We start from the raw sequence: 12,527 nt of genomic DNA, 5'->3' as shown, positions 1-12,527 counted from the left end.
AGGCCGGGAGTTGGACCGAGTAACCAAGTGGGGCGGATGGGAACCATCTATCGCGAGGCGAAGCTGACGGTAACGGCGGACGTTGCGTGGGATTTCCTGGATCGCTACACACGCTCGGAGGTGCATGCCTTCTCAGCCTGCAAGAGCGAGCGCCAAGAGGACGACTACCGCGTGGTCACGCTGGCCGACGGCACTGAGATCTGGGAGCGCAACGTGACCGTCGACCCCGCATTGATGCGGGCCGTCTACACGATACCCAGCTTCCCCGGGGCAGAGCACCACCAGGCTGAGATGCGGGTGCTGACGGACGGCGATGGTGCGGCGACCTTGGTCTGGACAACCGACCTTCTGCCGCACGAACTGGTGGAACGCCTCAGTGAGGCTTATGAGGTCATGTTCGGTGAACTGGTAGCGGCGATCAACGAGCACGGCGCACAGTCGGGCTAAGGCCCCGTCGCAAGGCTCGCCAGGCCGCCGGCGGGGAGGCGACCAGCCCGAACTCCGCCCGCGTCGCAGTGCTCCGCTCGATTGAACCGTCCGCGCCAGCCGTGGCGTAACAAGCCAGCGACGTGGCAAAACTGACCATCTACGTCGTCGACTGGACCCCCGACAAGATGCCCCTGCTGGGCGAAGGGGTCGCTCGGGCGGCCGCGAAGCTGGGAGTCGACCCGGTCAAGCCGATCACGCTGCTGGGTGTTGCCGCGCTGGGCGAGCCCGATCTCTTGGTCGAGGTCGAAGCCACCGCGGTCATCGACTGAACGCAGGTGTCAATGTGCGGGTGCCGGCTCGGTGGGCTGCGGCGTGAAGAAGCGGACGATGTCGTCGGCCGCGGTGGGGGACAGCATCATCGCTTGGACTCGTGCGGACATCTCGGCGATCGGGTGGATCCTGGCGAACATGGCCTCCTCGTACGCCTGGATCGCCGCGTCGGGGTCGGCGGGGTCGGCGGCGAGTTCGGCGGCGAGTTCGGCGGCGTCCAGCATGGCCTGGTTGGCGCCCTCGCCGACCGGCGGCATGAGGTGCGCGGCGTCGCCGATGAGGGTGATGCCCGGCTGGTGGGTCCAGCGTGTACCGGTGGGCATCGCCTCGATCCGGCGTGCGGTCGGCGGGCTGTCGCCGGCTTCGATGAGTGCGGTGAGGCCGGGGTCCCAGCCGTCGAACAGGTCCAGCAGAGCGCGCTTGCTGCGGTAGGCGTCCAGGTGGCGGTCGTCCGCGGGTAGGGAGATGCCGACTCGGACGCTTCCGTCGCCGAGGCGCTGCGCTGCCAGGACCCGGTTCGCGCCGATGCACCAGAGGTTTCCGGGGCCGACCAGCTCGGCGAGATCCGGGTGGCGCCGGTCGACGTCGCTGATGCCGAGCTCGGCCAGGGTGGCCACGGGGGACAGTGTCGCGTCGGTGAGCAGCGACCGGACGACCGAACGTGCGCCGTCCGCGCCGATGAGGACGTCGCAGTCGGCGCTGTGGCCGCCGCCGAACACGAGCCCGAAGCCGCCGTCGGGTCGTGGCGTCGCCGCGACGAGTCGGTGCTGCCACGCGACCGCGTCGCCGGGGAGCGAATCGAGCAGGAGATCACGCAGTGCGCCGCGGTCGATCTCGGGGCGTCCGGAGAACGAGCCGGGTTGTGGCTTGTGGTGCACGAGGGTGCGTCCGGCCGGGTCGAGGATGCGATGTTCCTCGCCCTCCGGCCGTGCCTCGGACCGGAATCGGCCGGCGAGGCCCGCGTCGGCCAGGGCCCGTTGCCCGGACTCCGGGTGCAGGTCGAGCGATCCGCCCTGTGATCGCGCGGATCGGCTTGCCTCGCGTTCGTACACCACCGCGTCAATGCCGTGCCGGTGCAGGATTCGGGCCAGCGTCAGGCCGCCGAGGCCGCCGCCGGCGATCGCGATTCGCATCATCATCTTCCTTACCGTACGCTGTATCTTATGGATACGCCGTACGGTAGCGCACCGCTGCCCGTCTGGGAACGGCCCGAGCCTCAGCCACGGGCGGCTCCGGTGCCGCTGAGCCGCGCGAAAATCGCCGCCACGGCGATCCGGGTCGCCGACGCCCACGGCCTCGATGGGCTGTCGGTACGCAAGATCGCCAAAGAGCTCGGCGTCGGTCCGATGCGGCTCTACGATTACGTGATCAACAGATCGGAACTGCTCGATCTGATGGTCGACGCCGTGTACGCCCAGATCGCCGAGGCCGGTCAACACCCCGAGTGGCGCGCCACGGTACTGGCCATCGTTCACCGGACCCGCGACGCTGCTCTTGCTCATGAATGGATCGCCGACCTGCTCGGCGCAAGGCCACACCTAGGGCCTCACGCGCTCGCCGTGGGCGAATCGATCGCGGCAGCGCTCAGCCAGGCCCCTGGCGTGCGCGATGTCGCCGATCTCCAGCGGGCTGTGGGCGCCCTCAACGCGTTCATCGTCGGAGCGCTCCGCACGGAGATCACCGAGCGCCGTACCGCCCGTTCAACCGGCACCGACGTGTCCGCATGGCAGGCCGCCCTCGGGCCCTACCTGACCCGCATGCTCGAAACGGGCCGCTATCCCACCGTCGCGCGACTCGTCATCGACGGCGCCCACCTCGACGCCGAGGAAACCTTCCACCACAACCTGATCACCATCCTGGACGGCATCACCAGCCATCCCCACCCGTGACCTGCTGCCCGCGGGCCAGTACCGGCTGAATCGCCCACGCGGGTCACCGGCCACATCCGCGGTTCCGCAGGTGGCCCTCCGCTGTCGTACGGCAGCTACGGCAGCACGCATCAGCCGGCGGGTGACGATCGGGCGAGAAGACGTCGGCCCGTGCTGTTACTTTGCCGGCCGTGAATGATCAGCTGACGTGGATCGACCGGATCATCGACGTGACCGGGTGGCGCCACGAGCCTGCCGACAGCGCCGGCTGGGAGCAGGCGGAAGGCGAGCTGGGAGTCGCCCTGCCGGCGGACTTCAAGGAACTGTGCCGGCGGTTCGTGCCAGGATCGTTCTACGCCTACCTGGATCTGCTGAGGCCAACCGATGAACACATGTCGCGGGACCTGCTCGCGGCGTGGACCCTCTGCCGGAGCGAGTCCTTCGCGAGTGTGTACGCGCCGTACGGGATCTACGGACCGGGCAAGGGATCGGGGCTGATCCAGTGGGGTGACGACCAGGTCGAGGGGCAGTACTACTGGCTCGCGGATCGTTCGGTGGAACCCGACCGGTGGCCTGTCGTCGCCCAGAAGTACGGCGGCGATCCGTGGCATCGGTTCGACATGTCGACCACGGAGTTCATCTACCGGCTGATCGCGGACCCCGAGTTCAAGCCGTTCACGGTGGCCGAGCCAGCACGGCGGGCCTTCTATCTGCCTTACTGGCAGACGATCTCCAACGCCGAGGAGTGGAATGCGCTCACCGATCCGAACCGGGGAAGCTAGCCGGCGTTTTCGAAAACCATCCCTGCCTTCGCGCGGCTCGGGGGCTGTGCCGCAGCCGGCAGCGGGGAGTGAGTCAGGCGAGAGGTTGTCGCTGAGGACGGCGCCGACCCACTTGCGGCAGACGGCTGTCGTGTGTCTCTGCCGGTCCGCCGTCAAGGTGCGTCCGGCGCTGACGGCGTCGGCTATCGTTCCTTGTCCTGGCTACCAGCCGGCGGTCCACGGGGGAACACAGATGAGAAAGCACAGCATCCTGCTCACGCTCGTCCTGACCGGCAGCCTGCTCCTGGCTGGCGGATGCAGCGGGACGCCGGAGCCCAGCCCCGCCGAGAAACCGACCCAGGGCGCCACCGTAGCGCCGTCCCCGACGCCCGACGCCCGTACCGAACTGGTCGAGGCACTGCAACGGTCGCAGGGGGTCGCCCACCGGTACGCGGTGAGCGGCAGCCTGCCCGAGAGGCAGAACGTCAAGGGCACCGGCGCCTTCGATCCGAAGAAGCGCCGCTTCCAGGCCACCATCGCGGTCACCGGCGGAAAGCACCCGTCGGCGGGAAGCCGGATCGTGATCGGCACCGATAGTTACGTACGGCCGTCCGACGAGAAGAACTGGGTGCACGTCGATCTGAAGCGGGTGAAGCGCGACGATCCCTTCCTGCGCTTCGACTGGGCCGACCCGACCGGCCTGACGGCATTCACCTCGTCGATCACCTCGGCGCACCGCACCGACCAGCACACCTACACCGGCCGTTTCGACCCCGACGGCAAGGACACCAAGTCCTTCCTCCCGGTAGGCGCCCCGAGCATCGTCTCGATCGGCACACCCCTGTCGCCCTTCACGATCGTCACCGACGACCAGGGCTGGGTCACCTCGATCAGGGTGGAGTTGACCTCCAGGGAGGGCCCGACGTTGACGATGACCACAACGATGAGTGATCACGGGAAGCCCCTGAAGATCAGCGCTCCGGCACATGCTGACGAGGCCGCCGACTTCTACTACCGCACGTGACAGCACCGGACCGGCGACCTGCCCGACACGCTTCGGGTCGGAGAACTGCCGTGCCGCCCGAGCCGTCCCGGTAACTCCGGTCCCGTTCACGCCCGGATCGGACCGGGTCAGGCGCGCGAGTCGGTCGACGGGGCTGGCGCGTACTCGAGCACGACCGCCCGCAGGTAGCGCGGGCTGGTGGGGAGATCGGCCGCTCCCACCGCGAACATCAGCGGGCTGCCCGGGGTCCCGGCAATCCCGTGCAGACTCATGCCGATCGCATCCGACGGCTGCGGCGCGGGCATGTCGACCCACGCGCCATTGCTGTACGTGGCGAGCGCCGCGCTCGGCGCCGGGGAGTTCTCGATCAGCCACGGCATTCCGGCCGGGTCGGTCGCCATGTCGGGCAGTGCCCCTCCTGGCGCGTCCCGGAGCACCTCGAAGGCTCCACCGCCGCCGCGTACCGCCAGCCCCCTGTCGCCGACCGCCCACAGTTCGCCGGACGAGCGACCCGCGAGCGTTTCGAACGAGGATTCCTGCTCGTTGATGCCGACCTGGACCGTACGCCAGCCTGAGCCGTTCCAGTGGAAGAGCAGCGGGCCGTTGAACCCCTGCCACGCGCCGTTGCCGGCGGCCCAGACGTCATCCGGGCGGAAGGCTTTGATCGCGGTGACCGTGCAAAAGTTCGGCATGCCACCGAAGGACGTGCCGCCGGTGCGGCATTCGGCGGGCGACTGGTGTGACCGCCAGGACCGGCCGTCCCACTGCTCGATGATCACCTCGCTCTGGCGATTGCCCACCACCCAGGTGTGCCCGCTTACGACGGTCAGTCCGGTGATCAGCTCGTAGTTCCCGCCGGTGCCCCGTGGGAACGGCACCTCGCGCCAGGCGGTCCCGTCGTAGTGCAGGATGTGCGTGACCTGGTCCTCCGGGCCGGCGGCGGCCGTGCTGCCAACCGCCCAGACGTTCGAGGGCGAGTCGGCCGCGACGAGGTCGAACCGACCGTGCCAGGCGATCGCCGGTAGTGCCGCGCGGGCCCAGCGCGTCCCGTTCCACTCGAGGATCAACGGGGTGCCGGTGTCGTTCGGCTGTTCGGGCGAGTAGGCCTCGCTGCCGACGGCCCACGCGTGCGTGGCGTCCACCGACACGACGTCCCACAGCACGCTGGTCGGCCCGGCCAGCTCCGGCAGCGTGGCCAGGCGCCAGGTCGGCGCCGGCGGGTCGGTGACGACGGCTTCGGGTGACCCGCTGGCGGCGGTCACGGAGGGTTCCGAGGGTGATGACGAGGTGCTCGTGCCGGCACCCGTGCCGGTGCACCCCGACGCCAGCAGGACAACGGCCAGCGTCACGGCAACCTTGCAGCGCATGGCACCGATGATCGCAGGATGACGCCACCCACGGATCCCAGTGCTCAACGCGCCTTACGGCGTGGCTCACGGCGCAGGCGTTCAGGTGCCCGGCACCCGTCCGGGGACGCGGCAGCCCCCGGTCAGTCGGGCAGTTCGGGGAGAGGGCCGGCGGTGACCAGCGCGGCGAGCGTGAGGGGCTGGTCGCCGTCGCTGTGCCCGAGGACGAGGGCGAGGCGCCGGTCGTCCGCCTGGTCGGGCGCCCAGACGTGCAGGTCGCCGTAGAGGTCCTGCCGAAGCAACGCCTCGTAGACCGGCGGACGGTCCGCCTGCGGATTGCGGATGAGGTGGTCGATGGTGAGGAGGCGGTGCGGCCCCCACCGCCCATCCAACGTCCCCGCCAAGGTGGCCAGGTGTCGGTCGCCGAGCTCGAGCTGCTCGGTCCACTCCGGGTCCCGCAGGCCGATGAGGTCCGGCCCCTCCCACAGCGGCGCGAGGACGAAGCCGCCACCACGGGTCGCCAGCCACTCGCCGGTGTGCGGATCGGAGTCGATCAGGGTGGGGTTGCCCGCGGACGGGATCGGTCCGGTCAGGAGTGCCGTGATGGCTCCGAGGGCACGGGATGCATCGAAGGCCAGGCCACGAACGACAGTCACGGCACCCATCCTGACCGCTGGCCGCCGAGTTGCCCAGGCGGTCGGTGGTGGCTCAGCCGATGTCGCGGCAGCCGACCTGGTCGCCGAGCTTCTTCGGGATGCCGAACGGGCTGCATTCGAGCGCGCTGCCCTCACCCAGCTTCTTCCACCTACCGGCCGAGTACTCGAACAGCAGCACGCCGTCGCCCTGCATCCGCGGGTCGGCAGCGATCACACCGGCCGTGGCCCACCGGCCCGCGCACCTGATGTGAGCCGGGTCGATCCGGTGGGTGTCCGCGAGCCCCGACGCCCGCTGCAGGGTCGCGGCACTGACCGGGCAGGCGGACCCGGTGGTGGCCGGGGTGGCGGACGGTGCGCTCTGGGCCGGCGGCGCATTGCTGGAGGTGGATGGCGCCGCAGTGGAGGCGAGCGTGGGTGACGGTGTGCTGGACCCGGCCACGGGGGCGGGTGAGGTCGTGGTGCAGGCGGCCAGCCCTGCCAGTACGGCCAGGGGCGCGAGGGTGCGCAGAGCTGTCAGGTTCATCGTTCCTCCGGTATCAGCGTGGACTGCGATATCCGGATACACGCCCTCCCTCCCGGTCGGGTTGCGACCGGTTGGACGCTCGGCTGAGCGGCGGCGCGCGGGTGCGTCAGGACGCGGTCACCGGGGCCGGGGCCCGGCCGCCGCGGCAGCAGGTCGTGGTCTCAGGACGAGGTCAGGACCATGTCCAGCCGTGCGCGTACCGACCGGCGAGCCGCTCGACCTAGGCGTCATCCTTGGATCGTCAAGGCGACCCGATGGAGGTGGCGCCAACTAGGACCTGTGCCCGGACCAGGAGTTCCGGCACGGTCTGCATGGCGTTGTGCCGCTCACGTCGAGTCCTCGGGCTTCGCCGCCCCTCCGATGAGCGACGGTGCCCGATGATGGTGCCACGGGTGCGGCGTGCCGGTGCTGTGCCCGAGTCGGATGGATGGAGGGGCGACCTTGCCGAGCGACCTGGCGGAGGTGCGGGTATGGCGACTGGGCCTCGCGACGCGGATCATGGCCGGACTGTTGATCGGCGGCATGGCCGTGGTGGTGGTCGTGTTCTTCTTCTGGCAAGCCACCGCCCCCGACGGGAACCTGCTCGCGCCGCTCGCCATCGGGGCCCTTACGGCTTGCTCGGATTCGCCATGTGGCGGCGAAACTTCCATCCTCGGCTGTCCGCCGGCCCGGAGGGGCTGATCCTGCGCGGGCAGTGGCGCACGATCCGCGTCCCATGGTCAGCCGTCGTGCGGTGTGACGCGGGCTATCACGGGATCACCATCACCTGCGTCGATGGCAGCCGAGTGGTGGCCCCCGCGCCGCAGCGGTCGAACCTGAGCCGTTGGCTCGGGCGGGAGACCCGGGCGGACGTCGTCGCGGCGTACCTCGAACGGCGCGCCCGCGAGCACCGACGGATGTCAGCGGGCGCGCCGCCGCGTCTGCCGTACGAAGGGTGAGCTGAACCCGTCGGATCCGCTGGGTTCAGCGGGTGCCGTCGAGGACGGGGATCAGTTGTTCCTCCTCGTAGGTCAGGTGTTGTTCGAGTTCGTCGGTGAGGTGGTCGACCCGCCGGCGCAGCTCGTCCGGGTCGATGGCGGCGTCGGCCAGCACCCCGTGCAGCTGTTCCAGCAGTTCGGCTATCCGCTGGTGTTCCGCCCGCAACCGGGTCAGCGTCGCGGCCAGGTCCGGACGTTGCTGGTCGAGGGCGGGGAACAGGCCGGTGTCTTCCATCGTGTGGTGGTGGTGCAGTCCCTGGCAGACGGTCAGGCAGTTGATCCGCAGCTGGGCGCCCAGCCGGGGCCCGGAGCGGGCCACCTCGGCGCGGATCAGTGCGAGTTCCCGCCGGAACGCGTCGTGCAGCAGCTTGAGGCCCGCGCCGAGGGACGGGGCGTTGGGCGGTCCGCCGGCCACGCGGTACAGCGCCACCACGGGGATGACCCGGCTGGTCTTCTCCTGGTACGCGGCCCAGCCGGGGTCGGCTTCCACCGCGCGGGCGAAGACGCTGTCGCGGTCGGCGCCGGTCAGCATCTCGGCGCGAGCCTGGTAGGTGAAGACGCCGTCCTCGACGGTGACCTGCGGGTCGGCCACCAGGTTGTGGTACCAGTCGGGGTGTCGCGGTGCGCCGCCGGCGGAGGCGATCACCAGGATCCGCTCCCCGCCGTCGGGCAGGTAGCCGACCGGGGTGGTGTGCGGGGTGCCGGTGCGCGCCCCGGTGGTGGTGAGCAGGATGAGCCGGCCGCCCGCGAAGGGGCCGCCGACCTGGCCGGAGTTGGCCCGGAACTCGTCGATGATCTGCTGGTTGAAGTCGTTGGGCATGCGCTGCTTTCGGTCGAGGGCGTACGGCCGATCGGTGGCCGCACGGAGGTCGCGCCCGCCGCCCGTGGTCGGGCCGGCGCGAGGGAGAGAACGGTGGTGGTCACCCGGCGCGGGGCACGGGGACGGCGCGCGAGCATGCGCGCGTGGCGGCGGACCTGTGGCGGGGTCGGCGGGCCGCGGGCCCGCCCGCGGCTCACGAGGTAGCCGGGTGCCCTGTCCGCTCGTGGCCCATGGCCGACCCGGCAGTCACGCTCCCGACCGTACTGCCACCCGACTCCGCCCGGCAATGATCTTTTCTGGTCGGTTCGTGGTCTCGCCGTGCACGGATGCGCCGACCACGGCACCACCGGGTGCCGCCCCTCGTGGGCCTACCGGGCGCATGCCGCTTGGCATGCGGCCAGCCGGGTCACCCGCCGGCGGTGGCCAGCTCGTCCTCGGCGACCGCCGTGGTGGCATCGGCCGAGGCCGGCGTCGTCGTACGTCGGGCCGAGCGTCACAGCCTGGTGCCAGGATGCGGGGATGGCGTACGACGAGGATCTCGCGAACCGGGTACGGAGCCTGCTCGGGCGGGAGCCCGGGATCGGCGAGCGGCGGATGTTCGGCGGCCTGGCGTTGCTGCTCAACGGCAACATGGCCGTGGTGATCCGCGGCGAGGGTGGCTTGATGGTCCGGGTCGACCCGGCGTGGTCCGAGCGGCTGCTGGCCGAGCCCGGCGCCCACCCGACGCGGATGCGCGATCGGCCCCTGCGCGGCTGGATCACCGTCGAGCCGTCGGCCTGCGCGACGGACGGCGACCTGCGCCGCTGGGTCGACCGGGGCATCACCCACACCCGGGGCCTGCCGGCCAAGTGACCGTCGGGCGCCGCGACGTCCGCGCCTCGTGCCGAGGCCGGCGGATGGCGCGGGCACCGGGTCGCGTCCCGCGAGGTGGGCTTGTCGGCGAGCTGTCCACCGGCCGGGGACGGCTCGGCGATCCTTGGCCTTCCAAGGAGCCCGATTCAGGGTGTGCCGGTCAGCTCGGGGTGTCGGCGAGCCGGGTGATGAGGAAGTGGAGTCGCTCCTCCTGAACGTCCGAGGGAATGCGGCCGCTGGCGGACAGGGTGGCTATGCCGTGCAGTGCGCTCCAGATGACCTCGGCGAACAGTTCGCGTCGCGGGTTGTCCGGGCGGAAGCAGCTGACGAACTCGTCGAAGGCGGCGCGCAGTGGGGGTGGGGTCTCGGCGTGCGCGAACTTCACGTCGGTGGGCATGACGAACATGGCCTGGTAGAGGGCAGGCCGCTCGGTGGCGAACTCCAGGTAGGCGCGGCAGACGGCGTGCAGCGCCTGCTGCGGCTCGGGGTGGGCCAGCCGAGCGCGGCGTAGCTGGGCGGCGAGTTCGCCGAAGCCGTCGATCGCGACGGCGCGGACGATGTCGTCCTTGCCGGTGAAGTGGCTGTAGAGCACGGGCTGGCTGTACTCGACGCGCTCAGCGAGCCGGCGCGTCGTCACCGCCTCCCAGCCTTCGGCCTCGGCGAGTTCGCGGGCCGCGGTGATGATCAGCTGATGGCGCTGGGCGCGTTCACGTTCACGGCGCTGCTTGATGGCGGACATGTGGTGATCCTAGCAACGCTAGACATCCTGTCGAAGGTACGGCTATCGTCGGCAAGACAACTAGCGCCGCTAGCGTTCCTGCGTGCTGCTATCGGGAGGAAGCATCATGCTCACCAACGTCGCCACCGTGCTCGCCGGACTGATCGGCGCCGGCGTCATCGTCATGGGCGTAAACGCCTTCAGGGCGCCGCAGGCCGCGGCCGGGTTCGGCATCCCCGACACACCGACCGGGGACCGTACCTTCCAGGCATGGTTGGGCGTCAAGGCCGCGCGCGACATTGCCGCCGGCCTCTTCATCCTCATCCTGCTGGCCAATGGGTCGCCCCACCTGCTGGGCTGGTTCATGCTGGCCGCCACCGGCATACCCGTGGGCGACGCGCTGATCGTGCTGCGCAGCAACGGGCCCAAGGCGGCCGTCTACGGCGTCCACGGCGCCACCGCGGCGGTGATGCTGGCGATCAGCGTGCTCCTCCTTGTCGGGTAACCGCTCGGCACGCCCGCCACGGCGGGGGTGATCGGGAGGAGGACCAGCGCGATGTCGTCGCCGGCCACCCCAGGTGCGGACCTCGGGTGGGCCGGCGCCGGACGGCGCGGCGTCCCCGCGGACCGCTAGACCGCGCCGGACAGGTACTCCCGGCGTCGCTGCGGGTCGAACTTGTCGATCGCGTACCGGAGCATGACCCGTGGCATGACCCGGTAACGCCCGGCCAGGAACGCCTCCTCCGCCGCTCGGTCGCGGTTGCCCACCTCGCGCAGCATCCAACCCACCGCCTTCTGCACGAGGTCGTGCGGGTCGCGCAGCAGCCGTTCACCGAGCCGGAAGGTCCAGTCGAAGTCGCCGGCCCTGATGAAGGCGAAGGTGGCCATGACGGCGATCCTCCGGTCCCACACCAGGCTCGACCCGGCCAACCGGTCCAGGACGCCGCGGTCCTTGTCGAGCAGCCAGGGGCCGACGATGTACGGCGCGGACGAGTCCACCAGATCCCAGTTGTTGATGTGGCCGGTGTTGGCCAGGACCAGGTCGAAGATCCGGCCCCGTTCCTCGTCGTCGCCCTTGGCGAACTTCCGCACCAGGATGAACAGCGCCGTCAGCCGCTCCTCGTGCACACCGCTGGTCAGCAGCTTCCCGGTTTCTGCCAGGGGCAGGTCGCGCCAGTACCGGCCGGCCACCCTGCGCTGTTCCGGCACCGGGACACCGATGGCCCGGTCGCCCTCGCCGTACCCGCCCGGCACCATCTGCAGGAACCGGCTGACCTCCGCCGCCCGGCGCGGGTCGGCGAGGCCGGCGAGGTCATGACGGACGTCCGCGCAGGTGGCCATGACCGGGAAACCTACCGCCTGGCAGGCTGGGTGGATGACGCTGACCGAGAAGTTCGAGTGGCGTGGACGCGAGGTTCGCTGGAGCCGGACCGGCTCCGGCCCGGACGTCGTCTTCTGCCACGGGACCCCGTGGTCCTCGCAGCTGTGGCGCCCCTACGCCGAGGCGCTGAGCGATCGGTTCACGGTCCACCTGTGGGACATGCCCGGTTACGGGCAGTCCTCGAAGTCGGCGGAGCACCGGGTGTCGTTGGACGTCCAGGGCGAGTTGCTCGCTGACCTGGTGGCGCACTGGGGTTTGGCGGCTCCACACGTCGTCGCCCACGACTACGGCGGCGCCGTCGCGTTGCGGGCCCATCTCCTGCACGGCTGCCGGTACGCGTCGTTGGCGCTGGTCGACGTGGTGGCGCTGGCTCCGTGGGGGTCGGACTTCTTCCGGCTCGTGCGGGACAACGCCGAGGTGTTCAGCGCGTTGCCGAGTGCGGTGCACGAAGGAGCGCTCCGGGCCTACATCACCGGTGCCAGTCACGTCGGCCTGGCGCCGAGCCAGCTGCGGGCGCTCGTCGCGCCGTGGCTGGACGCCGAGGGGCAGGCCGCGTTCTACCGGCAGATCGCCCAGGCGGATCAGTCCTACACGGACGACATCCAGCAGCTCTATCCGCGTATCGACCTGCCGGTTCTGGTCGTCTGGGGCAGCGACGACACGTGGATCCCGGTCGACCGCGCGCACCGACTGGCCGAACTCATCCCCGGCGCGCAGCTCAAGGTGATCGAGGCGGCGGGTCACCTGGTCCAGCTCGACCAGCCGGTGCAGCTGGCCACGACGCTGAGCCACTGGCTCACCACGCGGACCGCGACGACGTGACGCGACTCCACCGCCGCCCACCGCGGCGGGCATGACGAGCT

16 protein-coding genes and 1 pseudogene are annotated in these 12,527 nt (G+C 70.6%); 10 read left to right on the top strand and 7 right to left on the bottom strand.

Annotated features, from left to right (window positions below):
* Nucleotides 1-36: 36 nt before the first annotated feature.
* Complete coding sequence (locus GA0070609_RS19840; protein WP_088997850.1) at nt 37-447, top strand: SRPBCC family protein; 411 nt, start codon at nt 37-39, stop codon at nt 445-447.
* A 119-nt stretch (nt 448-566) separates the two neighbouring features.
* Nucleotides 567-758: pseudogene (locus GA0070609_RS19835) on the top strand (RidA family protein); the annotation flags it as partial.
* Nucleotides 759-767: 9 nt separating this feature from the next.
* On the opposite strand, the gene GA0070609_RS19830 reads toward GA0070609_RS19835, so the two are convergent.
* Entirely contained in the window at nt 768-2,051 is a 1,284-nt protein-coding gene (locus GA0070609_RS19830; protein ID WP_231928346.1) for an FAD-dependent oxidoreductase, read from the bottom strand.
* On the opposite strand from GA0070609_RS19830, the gene GA0070609_RS19825 reads away from it, so the two are divergent.
* From GA0070609_RS19825 to GA0070609_RS19815, 3 genes are all read left to right on the top strand, one after another.
* On the top strand, nt 1,995-2,648 hold the full coding sequence (locus GA0070609_RS19825; RefSeq protein WP_231928345.1) for a TetR/AcrR family transcriptional regulator: 654 nt from the start codon (nt 1,995-1,997) through the stop codon (nt 2,646-2,648). The two genes, GA0070609_RS19830 and GA0070609_RS19825, sit on opposite strands and share 57 nt — an antisense overlap.
* 170 nt (nt 2,649-2,818) lie before the next feature.
* Nucleotides 2,819-3,409 (top strand): hypothetical protein, encoded by a 591-nt coding sequence (locus tag GA0070609_RS19820; RefSeq protein ID WP_157748256.1) that lies wholly within the window; start codon nt 2,819-2,821, stop codon nt 3,407-3,409.
* 232 nt (nt 3,410-3,641) lie between these two features.
* Nucleotides 3,642-4,412: a hypothetical protein gene (locus GA0070609_RS19815; protein ID WP_088995165.1), complete on the top strand. Its 771-nt coding sequence runs from the start codon at nt 3,642-3,644 to the stop codon at nt 4,410-4,412.
* 107 nt (nt 4,413-4,519) lie between these two features.
* Here the strand turns inward: GA0070609_RS19815 and GA0070609_RS19810 are convergent, their stop codons facing one another.
* The 3 genes from GA0070609_RS19810 to GA0070609_RS19800 all read right to left on the bottom strand — a co-directional run bounded on the left by GA0070609_RS19810 (nt 4,520) and on the right by GA0070609_RS19800 (nt 6,916).
* Nucleotides 4,520-5,653 carry a hypothetical protein gene (locus GA0070609_RS19810; protein WP_088995164.1) on the bottom strand — a complete coding sequence of 378 codons (1,134 nt, stop codon included), beginning with the start codon at nt 5,651-5,653 and terminating at the stop codon, nt 4,520-4,522.
* A gap of 227 nt (nt 5,654-5,880) precedes the next feature.
* Nucleotides 5,881-6,393: a hypothetical protein gene (locus tag GA0070609_RS19805; RefSeq protein WP_088995163.1), complete on the bottom strand. Its 513-nt coding sequence runs from the start codon at nt 6,391-6,393 to the stop codon at nt 5,881-5,883.
* A gap of 52 nt (nt 6,394-6,445) precedes the next feature.
* Complete coding sequence (locus tag GA0070609_RS19800) at nt 6,446-6,916, bottom strand: hypothetical protein (RefSeq protein ID WP_157748255.1); 471 nt, start codon at nt 6,914-6,916, stop codon at nt 6,446-6,448.
* 441 nt (nt 6,917-7,357) lie between these two features.
* On the opposite strand from GA0070609_RS19800, the gene GA0070609_RS33665 reads away from it, so the two are divergent.
* Both GA0070609_RS33665 and GA0070609_RS35265 read left to right on the top strand, forming a co-directional pair.
* Nucleotides 7,358-7,597 (top strand): hypothetical protein, encoded by a 240-nt coding sequence (locus GA0070609_RS33665; RefSeq protein WP_172899376.1) that lies wholly within the window; start codon nt 7,358-7,360, stop codon nt 7,595-7,597.
* Nucleotides 7,546-7,854 (top strand): PH domain-containing protein, encoded by a 309-nt coding sequence (locus tag GA0070609_RS35265; RefSeq protein WP_157748254.1) that lies wholly within the window; start codon nt 7,546-7,548, stop codon nt 7,852-7,854. Before GA0070609_RS33665 ends, GA0070609_RS35265 begins: the two co-directional genes overlap by 52 nt.
* A 25-nt stretch (nt 7,855-7,879) precedes the next feature.
* On the opposite strand, the gene GA0070609_RS19790 is transcribed toward GA0070609_RS35265, so the two are convergent.
* Nucleotides 7,880-8,713: a nitroreductase/quinone reductase family protein gene (locus tag GA0070609_RS19790; RefSeq protein WP_088995160.1), complete on the bottom strand. Its 834-nt coding sequence runs from the start codon at nt 8,711-8,713 to the stop codon at nt 7,880-7,882.
* Nucleotides 8,714-9,232: 519 nt separating this feature from the next.
* Between GA0070609_RS19790 and GA0070609_RS19785 the strand changes: the two genes are divergently transcribed.
* Entirely contained in the window at nt 9,233-9,565 is a 333-nt protein-coding gene (locus GA0070609_RS19785) for a TfoX/Sxy family protein (RefSeq protein WP_088995159.1), read from the top strand.
* Nucleotides 9,566-9,725: 160 nt separating this feature from the next.
* On the opposite strand, the gene GA0070609_RS19780 is transcribed toward GA0070609_RS19785, so the two are convergent.
* Entirely contained in the window at nt 9,726-10,304 is a 579-nt protein-coding gene (locus GA0070609_RS19780; protein ID WP_088995158.1) for a TetR/AcrR family transcriptional regulator, read from the bottom strand.
* A gap of 106 nt (nt 10,305-10,410) precedes the next feature.
* On the opposite strand from GA0070609_RS19780, the gene GA0070609_RS19775 reads away from it, so the two are divergent.
* A complete protein-coding gene (locus GA0070609_RS19775; RefSeq protein ID WP_172899375.1) occupies nt 10,411-10,788 on the top strand; it encodes a DUF4267 domain-containing protein in 378 nt (125 codons plus the stop codon).
* A 125-nt stretch (nt 10,789-10,913) separates the two neighbouring features.
* Here GA0070609_RS19775 and GA0070609_RS19770 read toward each other — a convergent pair whose 3' ends face one another.
* The gene (locus GA0070609_RS19770) at nt 10,914-11,624 is read right to left on the bottom strand and encodes a DNA alkylation repair protein (RefSeq protein ID WP_088995157.1); all 711 of its coding nucleotides are present in this window, start codon (nt 11,622-11,624) and stop codon (nt 10,914-10,916) included.
* 34 nt (nt 11,625-11,658) lie between these two features.
* On the opposite strand from GA0070609_RS19770, the gene GA0070609_RS19765 reads away from it, so the two are divergent.
* Nucleotides 11,659-12,486 carry an alpha/beta fold hydrolase gene (locus GA0070609_RS19765; RefSeq protein ID WP_088995156.1) on the top strand — a complete coding sequence of 276 codons (828 nt, stop codon included), beginning with the start codon at nt 11,659-11,661 and terminating at the stop codon, nt 12,484-12,486.
* Nucleotides 12,487-12,527 lie beyond the last annotated feature (41 nt).

It is taken from the genome of Micromonospora echinaurantiaca, from assembly GCF_900090235.1.
In the GTDB taxonomy this organism is placed as follows: Bacteria; Actinomycetota; Actinomycetes; order Mycobacteriales; family Micromonosporaceae; genus Micromonospora; species Micromonospora echinaurantiaca.
This window is presented reverse-complemented; position numbering and strand designations above follow the sequence as displayed.

Coding starts and splice junctions, on each gene's coding strand:
- GA0070609_RS19770 (WP_088995157.1), bottom strand. CDS start 11,624: ATGGCCACCTGCGCGGACGTCCGTCATGACCTCGCCGGCCTCGCCGAC.
- GA0070609_RS19800 (WP_157748255.1), bottom strand. CDS start 6,916: ATGAACCTGACAGCTCTGCGCACCCTCGCGCCCCTGGCCGTACTGGCA.
- GA0070609_RS19790 (WP_088995160.1), bottom strand. CDS start 8,713: ATGCCCAACGACTTCAACCAGCAGATCATCGACGAGTTCCGGGCCAAC.
- GA0070609_RS19775 (WP_172899375.1), top strand. CDS start 10,411: ATGCTCACCAACGTCGCCACCGTGCTCGCCGGACTGATCGGCGCCGGC.
- GA0070609_RS19785 (WP_088995159.1), top strand. CDS start 9,233: ATGGCGTACGACGAGGATCTCGCGAACCGGGTACGGAGCCTGCTCGGG.
- GA0070609_RS19840 (WP_088997850.1), top strand. CDS start 37: ATGGGAACCATCTATCGCGAGGCGAAGCTGACGGTAACGGCGGACGTT.
- GA0070609_RS19815 (WP_088995165.1), top strand. CDS start 3,642: ATGAGAAAGCACAGCATCCTGCTCACGCTCGTCCTGACCGGCAGCCTG.
- GA0070609_RS35265 (WP_157748254.1), top strand. CDS start 7,546: ATGTGGCGGCGAAACTTCCATCCTCGGCTGTCCGCCGGCCCGGAGGGG.
- GA0070609_RS19780 (WP_088995158.1), bottom strand. CDS start 10,304: ATGTCCGCCATCAAGCAGCGCCGTGAACGTGAACGCGCCCAGCGCCAT.
- GA0070609_RS19765 (WP_088995156.1), top strand. CDS start 11,659: ATGACGCTGACCGAGAAGTTCGAGTGGCGTGGACGCGAGGTTCGCTGG.